Origin of the sequence: Variovorax paradoxus, assembly GCF_000834655.1 — a bacterium.
Taxonomy (GTDB): Bacteria; Pseudomonadota; Gammaproteobacteria; order Burkholderiales; family Burkholderiaceae_C; genus Variovorax; species Variovorax paradoxus_F.
Map to the genome: position 1 here is coordinate 20,541 of NZ_JXQQ01000083.1, position 15,712 is coordinate 36,252.

The 15,712-nt window shown below is 67.3% G+C and carries 15 protein-coding genes; 8 read left to right on the forward strand and 7 right to left on the reverse strand.

The window, feature by feature from the left end:
- Window positions 1–55 precede the first annotated feature (55 nt).
- The 3 genes from RT97_RS26400 to RT97_RS26410 are packed head-to-tail and all read left to right on the forward strand — an operon-like array spanning window position 56 to window position 3,143.
- Window positions 56–1,090, forward strand: a complete 1,035-nt coding sequence (locus tag RT97_RS26400; RefSeq protein ID WP_042581828.1) for an amino acid ABC transporter substrate-binding protein — start codon at window positions 56–58, stop codon at window positions 1,088–1,090.
- Window positions 1,087–2,088: an amino acid ABC transporter permease gene (locus RT97_RS26405; RefSeq protein WP_042581829.1), complete on the forward strand. Its 1,002-nt coding sequence runs from the start codon at window positions 1,087–1,089 to the stop codon at window positions 2,086–2,088. The genes RT97_RS26400 and RT97_RS26405 overlap by 4 nt, the downstream gene beginning before the upstream one ends.
- Complete coding sequence (locus RT97_RS26410; protein WP_042581841.1) at window positions 2,085–3,143, forward strand: amino acid ABC transporter permease; 1,059 nt, start codon at window positions 2,085–2,087, stop codon at window positions 3,141–3,143. The genes RT97_RS26405 and RT97_RS26410 overlap by 4 nt, the downstream gene beginning before the upstream one ends.
- Here the strand turns inward: RT97_RS26410 and RT97_RS26415 are convergent.
- Both RT97_RS26415 and RT97_RS26420 read right to left on the reverse strand, forming a co-directional pair.
- Complete coding sequence (locus RT97_RS26415; protein ID WP_042581830.1) at window positions 3,098–4,624, reverse strand: sodium:solute symporter family protein; 1,527 nt, start codon at window positions 4,622–4,624, stop codon at window positions 3,098–3,100. The two genes, RT97_RS26410 and RT97_RS26415, sit on opposite strands and share 46 nt — an antisense overlap.
- Window positions 4,621–4,908, reverse strand: a complete 288-nt coding sequence (locus tag RT97_RS26420) for a DUF3311 domain-containing protein (protein ID WP_042581831.1) — start codon at window positions 4,906–4,908, stop codon at window positions 4,621–4,623. Before RT97_RS26420 ends, RT97_RS26415 begins: the two co-directional genes overlap by 4 nt.
- Window positions 4,909–5,123: 215 nt before the next feature.
- Between RT97_RS26420 and RT97_RS26425 the strand changes: the two genes are divergently transcribed.
- Genes RT97_RS26425 through RT97_RS26435 form a run of 3 tightly spaced genes read left to right on the forward strand, consistent with a single transcriptional unit; the run spans window position 5,124 to window position 7,085 of the window.
- Window positions 5,124–5,660, forward strand: coding sequence for a cupin domain-containing protein (locus RT97_RS26425; RefSeq protein WP_042581832.1), 537 nt, complete (start codon window positions 5,124–5,126; stop codon window positions 5,658–5,660).
- Window position 5,661: 1 nt separating this feature from the next.
- Complete coding sequence (locus RT97_RS26430) at window positions 5,662–6,030, forward strand: TIGR04076 family protein (RefSeq protein ID WP_042581833.1); 369 nt, start codon at window positions 5,662–5,664, stop codon at window positions 6,028–6,030.
- Window positions 6,027–7,085: an aldo/keto reductase gene (locus RT97_RS26435; protein WP_042581834.1), complete on the forward strand. Its 1,059-nt coding sequence runs from the start codon at window positions 6,027–6,029 to the stop codon at window positions 7,083–7,085. Before RT97_RS26430 ends, RT97_RS26435 begins: the two co-directional genes overlap by 4 nt.
- Window positions 7,086–7,091: 6 nt before the next feature.
- On the opposite strand, the gene RT97_RS26440 is transcribed toward RT97_RS26435, so the two are convergent.
- From RT97_RS26440 to RT97_RS26450, 3 genes are read right to left on the reverse strand one after another with little or no spacing between them, the layout of a single operon-like run.
- On the reverse strand, window positions 7,092–7,490 hold the full coding sequence (locus RT97_RS26440; RefSeq protein ID WP_042581835.1) for a PPC domain-containing DNA-binding protein: 399 nt from the start codon (window positions 7,488–7,490) through the stop codon (window positions 7,092–7,094).
- A 17-nt stretch (window positions 7,491–7,507) separates the two neighbouring features.
- Window positions 7,508–9,160, reverse strand: coding sequence for a phosphoglucomutase (alpha-D-glucose-1,6-bisphosphate-dependent) (gene pgm, locus RT97_RS26445; protein ID WP_042581836.1), 1,653 nt, complete (start codon window positions 9,158–9,160; stop codon window positions 7,508–7,510).
- The gene (locus RT97_RS26450; RefSeq protein WP_042581837.1) at window positions 9,157–9,840 is read right to left on the reverse strand and encodes an HAD family hydrolase; all 684 of its coding nucleotides are present in this window, start codon (window positions 9,838–9,840) and stop codon (window positions 9,157–9,159) included. The genes pgm and RT97_RS26450 overlap by 4 nt, the downstream gene beginning before the upstream one ends.
- Window positions 9,841–10,033: 193 nt before the next feature.
- Between RT97_RS26450 and RT97_RS26455 the strand changes: the two genes are divergently transcribed.
- Entirely contained in the window at window positions 10,034–10,366 is a 333-nt protein-coding gene (locus tag RT97_RS26455) for a hypothetical protein (protein WP_253278321.1), read from the forward strand.
- 9 nt (window positions 10,367–10,375) lie between these two features.
- Here the strand turns inward: RT97_RS26455 and RT97_RS26460 are convergent, their stop codons facing one another.
- Both RT97_RS26460 and map read right to left on the reverse strand, forming a co-directional pair.
- The gene (locus RT97_RS26460; protein ID WP_042581839.1) at window positions 10,376–12,982 is read right to left on the reverse strand and encodes a [protein-PII] uridylyltransferase; all 2,607 of its coding nucleotides are present in this window, start codon (window positions 12,980–12,982) and stop codon (window positions 10,376–10,378) included.
- A 22-nt stretch (window positions 12,983–13,004) separates the two neighbouring features.
- Window positions 13,005–13,829, reverse strand: coding sequence for a type I methionyl aminopeptidase (map, locus tag RT97_RS26465; protein WP_042581840.1), 825 nt, complete (start codon window positions 13,827–13,829; stop codon window positions 13,005–13,007).
- A 118-nt stretch (window positions 13,830–13,947) separates the two neighbouring features.
- On the opposite strand from map, the gene purL reads away from it, so the two are divergent.
- A partial coding sequence (purL, locus tag RT97_RS26470; RefSeq protein ID WP_042581842.1) for a phosphoribosylformylglycinamidine synthase occupies window positions 13,948–15,712 on the forward strand: 1,765 nt, incomplete at its 3' end.

Genomic DNA, 15,712 nt, shown 5'->3' on the forward strand with positions numbered 1-15,712 from the left:
CCGCAGCGACGCCCCGTACACTGCCTTTCGTTGTCTGTTGAGGAGAAACACACCCATGAAAATCCGATTCCGCCCGGCCCTGATCGCCGCCGCATCCTTGGTCGCCCTGGCCACCGCCGCACCGGCCTTCGCGGGCAAGACGCTCGACGCGGTCAAGCAGCGCGGCACGGTCAAGTGCGGCGTGACCAACGGGGTGGCGGGCTTTTCCGCACCGGACACCCAGGGCAACTGGTCGGGCCTGGACGTCGACACCTGCCGCGCCATCGCCGCGGCCGTGCTCGGCGATGCGAAGAAGGTCGACTTCGTGCCCCTCAATTCGCAGCAGCGCTTCTCGGCCCTGCAGGCCGGCGAGATCGACATCCTCGCGCGCAACACCACCTGGACGCTCACGCGAGACGCCTCGCTCGGCTTCAACTTCACCACCATCACCTACTACGACGGCCAGGGTTTCCTCGTGCCCAAGAAGCTCAAGGTGACGAGCGCCAAGCAACTGAAGAACGCCACCATCTGCACCCAGTCGGGCACCACCAACGAGAAGAACGTCTCCGACTACTTCCGTGCGCAGAACATCCCGGTGAAGACGGTCGTCTTCGAGAGCTTCGAGGCCTCGTTCAAGGCCTTCTTCTCGGGCCGCTGCCAGGCTTTCACGACCGACGCTTCGGCCCTCGCGGGCCTGCGCAACAAGGAGGCGCCGAACCCCGACGACTACATCATCCTGCCCGAGCTGATCTCCAAGGAGCCGCTCGCACCGCTGGTGCGCCGCGGCGACGACGAATGGTTCGCCATTGCCAAGTGGGTGCCCAACGCGCTCATCGAGGCCGAGGAGGCCGGCGTCACGCAGGCCAATGCCGACGCGCTCAAGGCCAGCAGCAAGGACCCGGCGCAGCAGCGCCTGGTCGGCACCGGTGAAGACCTGGGCAAGCTGCTGGGCCTGGACAAGGACTGGTCGTTCCGCGCGATCAAGGCCGTGGGCAACTACGGCGAAGTGTTCGAGCGCAACGTCGGGCCGAAGTCGGTGCTCAAGCTGCCGCGCGGCTCCAACAATCTGTGGAGCAAGGGCGGGCTGATCTACGCACCACCGGTGCGATGAGCCGCGAGGGCGCCTCGCGCCGCGGCGCCTGGCTGGCCTGGGTCGTCCAGGCGGTGCTGGTGCTGGCTGTCGTGGCCGGCGCCTTCTGGGTGGTGCACCACGCGCTCGACGTGCTGCGCGCCCGCGGCGTTCGCTCAGGCTTCGACTTTCTTACCGAGCCTGCGGGCTTTTCGATCAGCGAAGGCTGGCTCGATTTCAACGCCAGCCAGCCGTTCTGGCGCGCCTTTCTCGCGGGCCTGATCAACACGGTGCGGGCGGCGGTGCCCGCGGCGATCTTCTCGGTTGTGCTGGGCACGCTCATCGGCATCGGCCGTCTGGCGCCGCATGTGCTGCTGCGCGGCATCTGCACCGCGTATGTCGAGTTGCTGCGCAATGTGCCGCTGCTGGTGCAGCTGCTGATGCTGGCCTTCGCGATGGCGAACCTCTTGCCCGACCCGACCGAGCCCGTACGCCTCTTGCCCGGCGTGTGGCTCAGCAAGGGAGGGCTCAGCGTGCCGTGGCCCGTGGCAGGCGAGGGCGGCTGGTGGCCGACGCATTTCGAGTGGCCCGAGCGGGGCGATTTCGGCGTGAGCGGCGGCGCGGCGCTGAGTCCCGAATACGTGACGATCGTCGCGGGCCTGTCGTTCTATTCGGCTGCGTTCGTCGCGGAGATCGTGCGCGCCGGCATCCTGTCGGTCTCTCAGGGGCAGGTGCTGGCGGGGCAGGCGCTGGGCCTGTCGTCGGTGCAGCAGTTGCGCATCGTGATCCTGCCGCAGGCGCTGCGGGTGATCGTGCCTTCGCTCACCAACCAGTTGCTCAGCCTCGTCAAGAACTCATCGCTCGCGGTGGCCGTGGGCTATCCGGAGCTGGTGTCGGTCGCCAACACCACCATCGGCTCGAACGGCCGCGCCTTCGAGTGCATCGCGATCATCATGGCGGTGTACCTGCTGCTGTCGCTCGTGATCTCCTTCGGCATGAACCGCTACAACGCGCGCGTCGCATTGCGGGGGTGGCGATGAGGAATGTCGCGCAAGGCCCGATTGCCTGGCGCCGCGAGCTCTGGGGTTCGCCGCTGCGCGCGCTGGCGACTGTGCTGCTGATCGCGCTGCTCGCGTGGGTCGGCTTTCACATCGTCGACTGGGCCGTGGTGCATGCGGTGTTCCGCGCCGATGCCGAAGCCTGCCGCGCGGTCCAGCATGGCGCCTGCTGGGGCGTGGTGGCCGAGAAATGGCGGCCGATGCTGTTCGGCCGCTTCCCTTACGAAGAGCAATGGCGCCCGGCGATCGCGGTGGTCGTGCTCTCTGCCGTCACCGTGCTGAGCGCCTGGCCGCGCAGCTGGCGCTGGTGGCTGGTGCCGCTGTGGGTCGTCGCGCTGCTGCTGTTCGTGCTGCTGATGCGCGGCGGCGTGATGGGTTTGAGTCATGTGCCGACCAGCCGCTGGGGCGGTCTGCCGCTGACCATCGGGTTGGCGGTGGTCGGACTGGCTCTGGCCTTTCCACTCGCGCTGCTGCTCGCGCTGGGCCGGCGTTCTGGCTGGCCGGTGGTTCGCACGCTGAGCGCGAGCTACATCGAGCTGGTGCGCGGCGTGCCGCTAATCTCGGTGCTGTTCATGGCTTCGTTCCTGCTGCCGCTGCTGTGGCCGGCGGGTTGGCAGCCCGACGTGCTGGTGCGCGTGCTCGCCGGCCTCACGCTCTTCGTCGCGGCCTATCTGGCCGAGATCATCCGCGGCGGCCTGCAGGCGGTGCCGCGCGGACAGACCGAAGTGGCGATGGCGCTCGGCTTCGGCCGCTGGCCGGTGCAGCGCGACATCGTGCTGCCGCAGGCCTTGCGCCTGGTCGTGCCGGCGCTCACCAACAGCGTGGTCGGCACGCTGAAGGACACCTCGCTCGTCACCGTCGTGGGCCTTTTCGAGCTGACCGGCGCGTTGGGCCTCGCGCTCGGCGGCGACCCGGTCTGGCGGCCGTTCTACCTCGAGGGCTATCTCTTCATCGCCGCCGTGTATTGGGTCTTGTGCTTCGGGCTCTCGCGCTACAGCGTCTGGCTGGAGCGCAGGCTGGCGAGCGCGCCGACCTGAGCGGCATCCTGCGCGCCGTCGTCCTGCAGCCCGAGCGCGACGGCCTTGGGTTGCGGCGCCTTCGTCACGAGGCTCACGGCCACGACAACCGCTGCGTTGATGGCCATGGCGATCAGCCCGGCCTCCCATTGCGGCACGGTCGCGGCCCAGAACTTCGCCGCGAACGGCGCCAGCAGCGCGACGAAGCCTGCGACCAACCCGGCCAGCACGCCGACCGCGCTCGTGCGCTTCCACAGGAACCCGAGGAAAACGCCGGGCGCGAGCATGCCGATGGCCGAGTACGCATCGAGCAGGATCTTCACCAGCGAGCCTTTCTGGCTCACCGACAGCCACACGGCGATGGCCGCGAAGACCACCAGCGAGCCGCGCGACAGCGCCAATGACGCACGCTCGCTCAGGCCGCTGCTGAATGGACGCACCACATTGCGCGTGAAGATCGAGCCGGCCGTCAGCAGCAGCAGCGACCCGGGCGCCAGCGCCAGCAGGAAGCCAGTGCCTGCCAGCAGCCCGACCATCCACGCCGGATAGCGGTCGGACACGAACTGCAGCAGCGCCGCATTGAGGTTGCCGCCCGGCGGCTGCGTCTGCGCCAGCAGTGCCGCGAAGCCCAGCAGGATGATGAAGAAATAAGCCAGCGAATACAGCGGCTGCCAGATCGCGTTGCGGCGAATGGCCGTCGCGCTGTGCGCGGTGTACGACATCTGGAAGAGATGCGGAAACACCCAGTTCCCCAGCGCGATGTTGATCGCCGAAGTCATGAGCCAGATCGCGGTGGTGGGCGAGGTGGCGTCCAGCCCCGGGAACTTGCCGATGCCCGGGTGCTTGGCCTCCGCCATCGAGAACAGGTCGAGCAGCGAGGCCGCGCCCACCTTGCTCGCCACGGTGACGCTCAGCAGCACCACCACGACCACCATCAGCACGTCTTTCACGCCCGCGGCGAAGGCGGCGGAGCGCACGCCTGCAACGAAGACGAAGGCGATCATCAGGACGCCGGCGCCGATGGTCGCGGCCTCGCTGCCGATGCTGTTGCCCAGCGTGAGCTGCACGATCAGCCCGAGGCTCACCAACTGGATCTGCACGTAGACCACGAGCGACGCGATGCCGACCACGCCGGTCAGCACGCCCAGCCACGGCGCCTCGTAGCGCGCGGCGAAGAAGTCGGACTGCGTGAGCAGCTTGCCGATGCGCCCCGCGCGCCAGATCCGCGGCATCAGCCAGTAGCCGACCGCATAGCTCATCGAGACCGAGCAGAACGCGAGGTATGCCGGTGCGCCCAGCGCCCAGGCGTAGCCCGAGATGCCGAGCACCGCGAAGGTGGTGTAGACCTCGCCCGCGTTCATGAACCAGAAGACCAGCGTGCCGAGGCTGCGTCCGCCAACGGCCCAGTCGGCGAAGTTGTTGGCGCGGCGCGTGCGGCGGCCATAGGCGATGGCGCCGGCGACGGTCGCGAGCAGGATGGCCAGGACGATGGCGAGCTTCATGGTGCGCCGTCCTCGTGGCTTTTCAGGCTGTGGGCGAGGAAGGCGGCTTCCTCGTCTTCGACGCCGGCTTTAGCGTCGAGGCGGAAGACGATCGCGATGACCACGCTGGTCAGCACGATGCCCGCCATCTGCCAGAACATGGGGAAGGGCAGTCCGAACGGGGTGAGCGCGATGTCGTTCACGGCCGGTGCGAGGCAGGCTTGCCAGATGAACGGAAAGACCAGCAGCCAGCGGTGTCCGAGGCGTCGCCGGGTGGCGCGTGTGGGGGGAAGCGGGTCGGCCATCTCGATGCTCCTGTAAAGTATTACTGCACGATCTGGGCGCGGAGTGTGCAGAGAAAATGCACAAAGCACAAGTGGGATCGACGGCAGTATTCACTGGAGGACCCCGGCGATATCCGACCGATTCATGATGCTTGACGTGCACCAGAACCGTACATAACATCCCGATTGCTGTGCTGTGTGAATGCACAAAAAAGAAACAAAGAAAGATCCAGTCCATGATCGGCGACCGACTGAAGGAGTTGCGAACGGCCCGCGGGCTGTCTCTGCGCGAATTGGCCGCACAGGCCGGCGTGTCCGCCACGCTGCTGAGCCAGATCGAGCGCGCCGTCACCGATCCCAGCCTGGAAACCCTGCGTCGGCTCGCGGGCGTGTTCGGCGAATCGGTGTCCTCGCTGTTCTCGGAGCCGACGCCGCCCACCGTCTGGATCAGCCGCCCGAGCCAGCGGGTGATGCTCACCGCGCCCAAGGGCCAGGTGGCCTACGAGCGCCTGACCGCAGGCGCCGGCCAACTGGAAGTGCTGCGCGCCGTGCTCGAGCCGGGCCAGATGTCGGCCGACGAGCCGCGCGGCCACGAATCTGCCGAGTGCGTCTACGTCGTCGCGGGCGCGCTGGTGGCGCAGGTGGCGGGCGTCGACTACGCGGTGAAGGCCGGCGAGAGCATCTCCTTCGACGCGCGGCTGCCGCACCGCTACCTGAATGCATCGAAGGCGCCGACCGAAATCATCCTGTCCGTCACCCCACCGAACCCCTGACATGAACACTCCGACATCCCCGGACGACGGCGCCTTCACGCTCTACGACCTGCGCGTCGAGGTGGTTGCGCCCGAAGGCGCGAAGCTCTACTGCAACGCCAAGGTCGGCGACTATTTCGAACTGCGCGGCGAGATGCTGCACCTCCCGGAGGGGCAGGGCTTCTCGATCTATTCGCTGGGCGCCTTGCTGCCGCTGCTCGCGGCCAAGCAGCGCCCCACCGACGCCAACGACTGGATGAGCACCGACGCCGAGGTGGCGTGCCCCGACCCGCATTGCCCCTCGCGCTTTCGCATCACGCGCACCGCGACGCGCGTTTTCCGCCACGCCGACACCACGGCCGTGGTCCACCCTTCCAAGCAGAACCCATGAGCCAACTGCAACGCATCGACCTCGCGCCGAACTATTCGATCTCCCGCCTGCTGAAAGGCGGCTGGCAACTGGCCGGCGGGCACGGCGGCATCGACCGCGCCGCGGCCATCGCCGACATGGCCGCCTACTACCAAGCCGGCATCACCACCTTCGATTGCGCCGACATCTACACCGGCGTGGAAGAGCTGATTGGCGATTTCCGGCGCGAGCACGTCGCACGCCATGGCAGCGAAAGCCTCTCGCAATTGCGCGTGCACACCAAGTTCGTGCCCGACCTTGCAACGCTCGCCCAGATCGACAAGCGCCAGGTCGAGCAGACCATCGACCGTTCGCTGCAGCGCCTGGGCGTCGAGCGGCTGGACCTCGTGCAATTCCACTGGTGGGACTACAGCGTGGCGCGCTACGTCGAGGTCGCGCACTGGCTGAAGGAGCTGCAGCGCGCCGGAAAGATCGAGCTGCTGGGCGGTACCAATTTCGACACCGCGCGCGTGCGCGAGCTGGGCGATGCCGGTGTGCCGCTGCGCAGCATGCAGGTCCAGTACTCGCTGCTCGACCAGCGGCCGCAGCCGACGCTGGCGCCGTACTGCGCGGCATCTGGCATCCAGTTGCTGTGCTACGGCAGCGTGGCCGGCGGGTTTCTCTCGGAGCGCTGGCTCGGCGCGAGCGAGCCGCGGGAGCCTTACGAGAACCGGTCGCTGGTCAAGTACAAGCTCGTCATCGATGACTTCGGCGGGTGGGAGCTGTTCCAGCAACTGCTGCTGCAACTGCAGAAGGTGGCGCAACGGCACGACACGTCGATCGCCACGGTGGCGATGCGCTGGGTGCTGCAGCAGCCGCAGGTGGCGGGCGTGATCGTCGGCGTGCGGCGCGGCGACCATCTGGCGGATCACTTGAAGGTGCTGTCGCTGCAGCTCGACGCCGACGACATCGCCACGCTCGATACCGTGCTGGCGCAGCGCCAGCCGCCGAGCGGCGACGTGTACGCCGTCGAGCGCGACATCGAAGGCCGACACGGCCGCGTGATGAAGTACGACCTCAACAAAGAGCCGCACTGAACCTGCTCAGGCCCTGGGTCGCGGCACCAGTTCGGGATAGCCGGTTGCCGGATCGTGTTCGCGCGAGAAGCGCCATTCGGGCAGCCAGGCGATCAGGATCTCGGCGGTGGTGCGCACCGTGCAGCCCGGCGCGACATGGCCGCCGCGCACTTGTCCTGCCGCATCCGACACGCTGATGTGCAGATGAGCGCCGTCCGGCGAAAGCGTGCCGGACAGCGTGAGGATTTCGAGATCGCCTTGGAGCACGGCAGCGCTTTCCACGCCGGCATACCGGATGCGCGCGCCTCGCAGGCTGCCGATGCCCGAGACGACAAAGGCTGCTTCGGCGCCGCGCTGCTTGAGCGCCGCATCGAGCGCGCCGCGCAGATCGTCGCCCGGGTTCAGGCGCAGCGCGTGGGCTTCCATGAACGACCTCCCTGGCTTCAGCTCGACAGTGCCTTGTCCACCAGCTGCTGCGCCTCTTCGAGGATGCGCGCGAGGTGCTCCGCGCCCTTGAAGCTCTCGCCGTAGACCTTGTAGATGTTCTCCGTGCCCGAGGGCCGTGCCGCGAACCAGCCGTTCGCGGTAACGACCTTCACGCCGCCGATGGCCGCGCCGTTGCCGGGTGCATGGCTCAGCACGGCCTCGATCTTGTCGCCCGCCAGTTCGGTCGAGCTCACCTGCTGCGGCGAGAGGTTCGACAGCTTCTTCTTCTGCTCGACCGTTGCCGCCGCATCCACGCGGTCGGACACCGGCAGCCCCAGCGCCTGGGTGAGCTCCGCATAGCGCTCGCCCGGGTCGCGGCCGGTGCGTGCGGCGATCTCGGCCGAGAGCAGGGCGGGCACCATGCCGTCCTTGTCGGTGGTCCACGCCGAGCCGTCGTGGCGCAGGAAAGTCGCGCCGGCGCTTTCTTCGCCGCCGAAGCCGAGCGATCCTTCGACGAGGCCGTCGACGAACCACTTGAAGCCGACCGGCACTTCGTAGAGCTTGCGCCCGAGGCGGGCCGTGACGCGGTCGATCATCTGGCTGCTCACCACCGTCTTGCCGACGGCTGCACCCGCGGGCCATTGCGGTCGGTGCGTGTAGAGGTAGTCGACCATCACCGCGAGGTAGCTGTTGGGCTGCATCAGGCCCGCGCTGCGCGTGACCACGCCGTGGCGGTCGTGGTCGGTGTCGCAGGCGAAGGCGATGCCGAAGCGGTCTTTCAGGGCGATCAGCTTGTGCATCGCGTCGGGCGAGGAGGGGTCCATGCGGATGCGGCCATCCCAGTCGAGCGACATGAAGCGGAAGGTCGGGTCGACCTCCTGGTTCAGCACCGTGAGGCGCTGGAGCTTGTAGCGCTCGGCAATCGCCGGCCAGTAGTGCACGCCGGCGCCGCCGAGCGGATCGACGCCCAGGTCGATCTGCACGCCGCGAATCGCGTCCATGTCGAGCACCTGCGCGAGGTCTTCGACGTAGGTGCGGAGGTAGTCGTGCCGGTGCGTGGTGGAAGCCTTCAGCGCCTGCGCGAGCGGCATGCGCTTCACGCCTTCGAGCTTGTTCGCGAGCATCTTGTTGGCGGCGGCTTCGACGGCGGAAGTGATGTCGGTGCCGGCGGGCCCGCCGTTGGGCGGGTTGTACTTGAAGCCTCCGCTCTCGGGCGGGTTGTGCGAGGGCGTGATGACGATGCCGTCTGCCAGGCCCGTCGCGCGGCCGCGGTTGTAGACCAGGATCGCGTGCGACACGGCGGGGGTCGGCGTGTACTCGTCGTCCTTCGAGAGCATCAGCTCGACGCCGTTGGCGGCCAGCACCTCGACCGCGCTGCTGAAGGCGGGCGTGGAGAGCGCGTGCGTGTCGATGCCGAGGAAGAGCGGGCCGTCGATGCCTTTTTGCTTGCGGTAGTCGCAGATGGCCTGGCTGATCGCCAGCACGTGCCATTCGTTGAACGCATCGTCGAACGACGAGCCGCGGTGGCCCGAGGTGCCGAAGGCCACGCGCTGCGCGGGCACTGATGGATCGGGCCGGCCCGTGTAGTAGGCCGAGATCAGGCGCGGCACGTTCACCAGCAGTTCGAGGGGAGCGGGTTTGCCTGCGAGAGGATTTACTTGTTGACTCATGTCTTGGGTTTCCAGTCGTCGATTTGAATGAGGTCGCCGATGCGTTCGATGGTGATGTCGGCGGGCGCGTAGGCGGCAATGGCCTGCGCATCGAGCGCGTAGTGGCCTTGCCGCACGAAGACGGTGGTGAGCCGCGGCCCCCAGATCGCCTTCATGGCGGAGAGAAGGCGCAGCTTGTCGTCGACCATCACGTAGTGCGCCGCGGGGTGGCACTCCTCGATGGTGTCGAGCATCTGCTCCTTGTGCACGTAGATCAGCACGCGGCCTTCGACCGCGTCCCACAGGCCCGAGCGCTGCACCTTGCGCGGCTGGAACACCACGTCGCCGTCGGACAGGATCACCGTGGGGCCGTGGCGGCGCAGATGCTTCAGCGCATCGAGCGCGCCGGGGTACAGGCGATCGGCGAAGGGGTAGTCGATGAGAAAGCTCGACATCAGCAGCAGCCGCGAATCGCTCATGCCGCGCTTGCTTTCCTCGGCCCGGTAGCGCTGCAATGCACCCAGGTAGTCGACATAGCCGAGCTCGCTGCGCAGCGTCTCGAAGGCGGTCCAGTAGCGGTTGGCGCTCTCGGTGCCGAAGGCTTGCTCGAGATGGGCGCGCAGGTCGCCGACGACGCCGTCGTTGTCGAGCAGGGTGTTGTCGACGTCGACCAGGAAAACGGTGTCAGGGTGCTGTGTCATGTGGGGGCGCCCATTGGGCCGGAGTTGGCCGGAGCTGCATGCATCGGTTTCAGGATACGCCATCGAAAAGGCAGAGCCGATACCCATCGTGAATTAGTTGATGCTTTGTGTACCGGCTGGCTTAACCTGTGGGCGTCGTGTCGTTTTTGGCGAATAAGCTTCCACCCAGTTCAAGGAGCAAGAAAGTATGCGCATGAAGAATGGTCGAAGCTGGATGTGCCTGTCGGTCGTGGCCCTGTTGCTGGCGGGCTGCGCGGCGCCGCCCAAGGACCGCCCGCTGACCTCCGAGGTGCCCGAGCCGCCGAGCTTTGCGCCGCCCCCGGAAACCTGCCAGGCCGCGGCCGCTCGCTTCGGGCTCGGGTTGCAGGCGACCCAGGCGCTGTTGCAGGAAATGATGCAGCGGGCGGGCGCCAAGACCGGTCGCACGGTACCGGCGACGGAAACAGCGAGCCCGGCCCAAGACCCCACGCGCCTGAACCTTCAGGTCGAACCCACCGGCCGCATCGTCGGCGCGTACTGCGGCTGAAGTTGCCGATCAGGAGGCCAGCGCTTCCATCAGCTCCGTCTCGATCGCGAGCTGCGTTTTCTGGCCCTGCAGTTCGGGGCCGCTGATCAGGAAGGTGTCTTCCACCCGCTCGCCCAGGGTTGTGACCTTGGCCAGCTGCAGGTTGAGGTGATGGCGCGCGAGCACCCGCGCCACCGAATACAAGAGGCCCGCACGGTCGCTAGCCGAGATGTTGAGCAGCCAACGCTGCGCCTTGTCGTCGGGCAGGAGGCTGATGCGCGGCTTGATCGGAAAGCTGCGCACCCGGCGCGACACCCGTCCCATGCTCGGCGGGGGCAGGGCGCCGGCTTCGGTGAGCGTTTGCCCGAGGCCCGACTCCACCATGCTGATGAGGTCGCGGTAATGGTCCGGCAGGAAGGTGGTCACGACCTGAAAGGTGTCCAGTGCATAGCCGTTGCTCGTGGTGTGCACCTTGGCATCCAGGATGCTGAAGGACGACTGGTCGAAGTAGCCGCAGATGCGCGCGAAAAGGTCGGGCTGGTCGGGTGTGTAGACCACCACCTGCAGGCCTTCGCCCACGGGCGACAGGTGGGCGCGCACGATGGGCGGCGCCTTCGGGTCGATCGGCACGTTCGCCGGCGGCACGAAGCGCGAGAGCTGCTTGGCGTGCCAGGCGATCTCGGTTGCGTCGTGGCGCATGAAGTAGCCGACGTCGAGCGTGTCCCACAGCGCCTTGTGCGCCTCGAAGCGCTGGGCGTGCAGGGCGAGTTGCACCAAGGCCTCGCGCTTGCGCGATTCGACCTCGGCGTCCGGATCGGGCATGCGGCCGCCGAGGGCGCGCAGCGTGTAGCGATACAGGTCTTCGAGCAGCTTGCCCTTCCACGCGTTCCACACGCGCGGCGAGGTGCCGCGGATGTCGGCGATGGTAAGCAGGTACAGGGCCGTGAGGTAGCGCTCGTTGCCCACGCGCTTGGCGAAGGCACCGATCACCTCGGGATCGCTCAGGTCCTGCTTCTGCGCCACCTGGCTCATCACCAGGTGTTCGGCCACGAGGAATTCGATGAGCTTGGAGTCTTCGCGCGCAATGCCGTGCTGCCGGCAGAAGCGCTGCACGTCGCGCGCACCGAGCGTGGAGTGGTCGCCGCCGCGGCCCTTGGCGATGTCGTGGAAGAGGGCGGCAACGTAAAGGATCCAGGGCTTGTCCCAACCGGCCGCGAGCTGCGAGCAGAACGGGTACTCGTGCGCGTGCTCGGCAATGAAGAAGCGCCGCACGTTGCGCAGCACCATCAGGATGTGCTGGTCCACCGTGTACACGTGGAACAGGTCGTGCTGCATCTGCCCCACGATGCTGCGGAACACGCGCAGGTACCGTCCCAGCACCGATGTCTGGTTCATCAGCCGGAAGGCATGCGTGATGCCGTAGGGCTGCAGCAGGATCCGCATGAAGGTCTCGTGGTTGACCCGGTCGTTGCGGAACTTGCTGTCCATCACGTGGCGCGCGTTGTAGAGCGCGCGCAGCGTGCGCGCCGACAGGCCCTTCACGCCGATGGTCTTCTGGTACAGCAGGAAGGTCTCGAGCACCGCATGCGGCTCGCGCTCGTAGAGGTCGTCGCTCGCGATCTCGATGAGGCCGGCGCGCTCGTAGAAGCGCTCGTTGATCGGCGTGTGCTGCTCGTCGCTCGGCTGCAGGCGCTCGGAGATGTTGAGCAGCAGGATCTGGTTGAGCTGCGACACGGCCTTGGCCGCCCAGTAATAGCGCCGCATCAGCGCCTCGCTGGACTTGCGCTGCGATTCGCTCTCGTACCCGAAGCTCGCGGCCACCGCGGTCTGCAGGTCGAACACCAGCCGGTCTTCGCGCCGGTTGGCGATCACGTGCAGCCGGGCGCGAATGAGCGAGAGCAGCGCCTCGTTGCGCTTGATCTGCTGCGCCTCGAAGGAGGTGGCCAGGCCGTTCTTGGCCAGGTCGTCCCAGCGGCTGCCGTAACCGGCGGCCTTGGTCATCCAGAGGATGGTCTGCAGGTCGCGCAGGCCGCCCGGCGACTCCTTGCAGTTGGGTTCGAGCGCGTACGGCGTGTTGTCGAACTTCTGGTGGCGGTGCCGCATTTCCTGCGACTTGGCCACGAAGAAGGCCTGCGGGTCGATGGCGCGCGTGAAGCGGCGGCGGAAAGCGACAAAAAGCTTCTTGTTGCCCGCGATCAGCCGCGCCTCGAGCAGCGAGGTCTGGACGGTGACGTCTTTCTCGGCCTCGGCCAGGCACTCGTCGACGGTGCGCACGCTGGAGCCGATCTCCAGGCCGGCGTCCCAGCAGTGGCCGATGAAGGCCTCGATGCGGGCCGGGTCGATCGTGGCGGCGTCGCCCTCGGGCGGCAGCAAGAGGAGCACATCGACGTCGGAATACGGAAACAGCTCGCCGCGGCCGAAGCCGCCGACGGCCACCAGCGTGAGCGAATCGCCGAAATCGGCGTCATGCCACAGGCTGCACAGCGTCTGGTCGGCCAGTGCCGAGAGCTGGCGCAGCACCGTGTGCACGCTGCGGGTAGGGGCGCGCGCAAAGCGCAGGGTGTCGAAAAGGGCGAGCTTCTTCGCGCGATAGGCTTCGCGCAGCGTCGCCACGTCGATCTTGGCTGCTTCGATCACGACCGGGCCGTGCGCCTGCGCGTCAGGTCTTGGTCGAGCTGACGAAGGAAGGCAGCGGCGGGCTGCCTTCCGACAGGGTCAGCACCTCGTAGCCGGTCTCTGTGACCAGCACCGTGTGCTCCCACTGGGCCGACAGCGAATGGTCGCGCGTGACGATGGTCCAGCCGTCGTACTGGCCGCCCTTGAAGTCTTCCTTCACGTCGCGCTTGCCTGCGTTGATCATCGGCTCGATGGTGAAGATCATGCCGGGCTTGAGCTCTTCCATGGTGCCCGGGCGGCCGTAGTGCAGCACCTGCGGTTCTTCGTGGAATCGCTGGCCCACGCCGTGCCCGCAGAACTCGCGCACGATCGAGAAGCCCTGGCCCTCGGCGAATTTCTGGATCGCATGGCCCACGTCGCCCAGATGGGCGCCCGGGCGCACCTGCAGGATGCCGTGCCACATGGCCTCGAAGGTGATGCTGCACAGCCGCTTGGCGGCGATGGAGGCGTCGCCGATCACGAACATGCGGCTGTTGTCGCCGAACCAGCCGTCCTTGATGACGGTGACGTCGACATTCATGATGTCGCCCTTCTTCAGGGGCTTGTCGTTCGGGATGCCGTGGCACACCACGTGGTTCACCGAGGTGCAGAGCGACTTCGGGAACGGGACGCTGCTGGCGCCCATGTAGCCCACCGTGGCCGAGGTGGTGCCCTGCTTGACCATGTATTCGGCGGCGAGCCGGTCCACGTCGTTGGTCGTGATGCCGGGCTTGATGAAGGGCGTGAGGTAGTCCAGCACCTCGGAGCCGAGGCGGCAGGCGACGCGCATGGCTTCGATGCCTGCAGCGTCTTTGTAGGTAATGCTCATGCCCGGAATTATCCCATCCACCAAGCTAAAATCTCGGGCTCACGCGGATGACCCCAGTCAGCGGCCATCCGCCTCGATTCCTTGATTCCCAACGCGGCCCCCGAGGCCCCAATCGACCGTGACGCAGCCCGCATCCCAAGCCCTTCCCGTCGTGACCCTGTTCGAGGGCGGCAGCGCACTCAGTGAATTCCGCGCGCGGCAACTGCTGCCGAAGCTGCAGGCCATCGAGCCGCGCATCGAGGGCATTTCGGCCCGTTTCGTCCATCTGGTGGTCACCGATGCCGCGCTCGATGCGGCCGGCCATGACCGCTTTGCCGCGCTGCTGACCTACGGCGAGCCCTTCGAGGCAGCGGCCAAGGCGGGCACCTCGGTGGTCGTCACGCCGCGCCTGGGCACCGTCTCGCCCTGGGCTTCGAAGGCCACCGACATCGCCCATAACTGCGGCCTGGCGCTGCGCCGGGTCGAGCGCGTCACGCAATATCACCTGAAGCTCAAGTCGCCGCTGATCGGCAAGGCGCCCGTCATCGAGGGCGACACGCTGGCCGCCGTCGCCGGCCCGCTGCACGACCGCATGACCGAATCGGTGCTCGCCACCGTCGAACAGGCGGCCAGCCTGTTCAGCGAACTGCCGGCCCAGCCGATGGCGCAGGTCGACGTGCAAACGGGTGGCCGCGAGGCGCTGGTCGCCGCTAACACCGGCTTCGGCCTGGCGCTGGCGGAGGACGAGATCGACTACCTCGTGGAAGCCTTCACCCGCCTGGGCCGCAACCCCAGCGACGTCGAATTGATGATGTTCGCGCAGGCCAACAGCGAACACTGCCGCCACAAGATCTTCAACGCCCAGTTCACCATCGACGGCAAGGCGCAGCCGCAGAGCCTGTTCTCGATGATCCGCCACACCGAGAAGCAGAACCCGCAGCACACGGTGATCGCCTATGCGGACAACGCCTCGGTGATGGAGGGCGCGACCATCGAACGCTTCGTTCCGGCCGACGGCTCGCAGAGCTATCAAAAAGATAGCGCCCTAAGCCATGTGCTGATGAAGGTCGAGACGCACAACCACCCGACCGCGATTTCGCCGTTTCCCGGCGCCTCGACGGGCGCTGGCGGCGAGATCCGCGACGAAGGCGCCACCGGCCGGGGTTCCAAGCCCAAGGCGGGCCTGACCGGCTTCACGGTGTCGAAGCTCTGGCCCGAAGAGGGCCACTACGGCAAGCCCGAGCACATCGCGAGCCCGCTGCAGATCATGACCGAGGGGCCGCTGGGCGGCGCCGCGTTCAACAACGAATTCGGCCGTCCCAACCTGCTGGGCTATTTCCGCGAATACGAGCAGGCCGTCGCGAGCGCCCTCGACACGGTGCAGCGCGGCTATCACAAGCCCATCATGATCGCGGGCGGCCTCGGCAGCATCGACGCCACGCAGACCAGGAAGATCCAGTTTCCCGCCGGCTCGCTGCTCATCCAGCTCGGCGGCCCGGGCATGCGCATCGGCATGGGCGGCAGCGCCGCCAGCTCGATGGCCACCGGCGCCAACGCGGCCGAGCTCGACTTCGACTCGGTGCAGCGCGGCAACCCCGAAATCGAACGCCGCGCGCAGGAGGTCATCAACCATTGCTGGCAGCAGGGGGCGGCCAATCCGATCCTGGCGATCCACGACGTGGGCGCGGGCGGCCTGAGCAATGCCTTCCCCGAACTGACCAACGATGCCGGCCGCGGTGCGCGCTTCGACCTGCGCGCCGTGCCGCTCGAAGAGTCGGGCATGGCGCCCAAGGAAATCTGGTGCAACGAAAGCCAGGAGCGCTACGTGCTTGCCATCGCGCCTGAATCGCTCGAGCAGTTCAAGGCCTTCTGCGAGCGCGAGCGCTGCCCGTTCTCGGTGGTCG

Excerpts from the sequence above, each read along its gene's own strand:
- RT97_RS26420 (WP_042581831.1), bottom strand. The coding sequence starts at position 4,908 with ATGGCCGACCCGCTTCCCCCCACACGCGCCACCCGGCGACGCCTCGGA.
- RT97_RS26405 (WP_042581829.1), top strand. The coding sequence starts at position 1,087 with ATGAGCCGCGAGGGCGCCTCGCGCCGCGGCGCCTGGCTGGCCTGGGTC.
- RT97_RS26410 (WP_042581841.1), top strand. The coding sequence starts at position 2,085 with ATGAGGAATGTCGCGCAAGGCCCGATTGCCTGGCGCCGCGAGCTCTGG.
- RT97_RS26400 (WP_042581828.1), top strand. The coding sequence starts at position 56 with ATGAAAATCCGATTCCGCCCGGCCCTGATCGCCGCCGCATCCTTGGTC.
- RT97_RS26425 (WP_042581832.1), top strand. The coding sequence starts at position 5,124 with ATGATCGGCGACCGACTGAAGGAGTTGCGAACGGCCCGCGGGCTGTCT.
- map (WP_042581840.1), bottom strand. The coding sequence starts at position 13,829 with ATGAGCATTACCTACAAAGACGCTGCAGGCATCGAAGCCATGCGCGTC.
- RT97_RS26455 (WP_253278321.1), top strand. The coding sequence starts at position 10,034 with ATGAAGAATGGTCGAAGCTGGATGTGCCTGTCGGTCGTGGCCCTGTTG.
- RT97_RS26430 (WP_042581833.1), top strand. The coding sequence starts at position 5,662 with ATGAACACTCCGACATCCCCGGACGACGGCGCCTTCACGCTCTACGAC.
- RT97_RS26435 (WP_042581834.1), top strand. The coding sequence starts at position 6,027 with ATGAGCCAACTGCAACGCATCGACCTCGCGCCGAACTATTCGATCTCC.
- pgm (WP_042581836.1), bottom strand. The coding sequence starts at position 9,160 with ATGAGTCAACAAGTAAATCCTCTCGCAGGCAAACCCGCTCCCCTCGAA.
- RT97_RS26415 (WP_042581830.1), bottom strand. The coding sequence starts at position 4,624 with ATGAAGCTCGCCATCGTCCTGGCCATCCTGCTCGCGACCGTCGCCGGC.
- RT97_RS26450 (WP_042581837.1), bottom strand. The coding sequence starts at position 9,840 with ATGACACAGCACCCTGACACCGTTTTCCTGGTCGACGTCGACAACACC.
- RT97_RS26440 (WP_042581835.1), bottom strand. The coding sequence starts at position 7,490 with ATGGAAGCCCACGCGCTGCGCCTGAACCCGGGCGACGATCTGCGCGGC.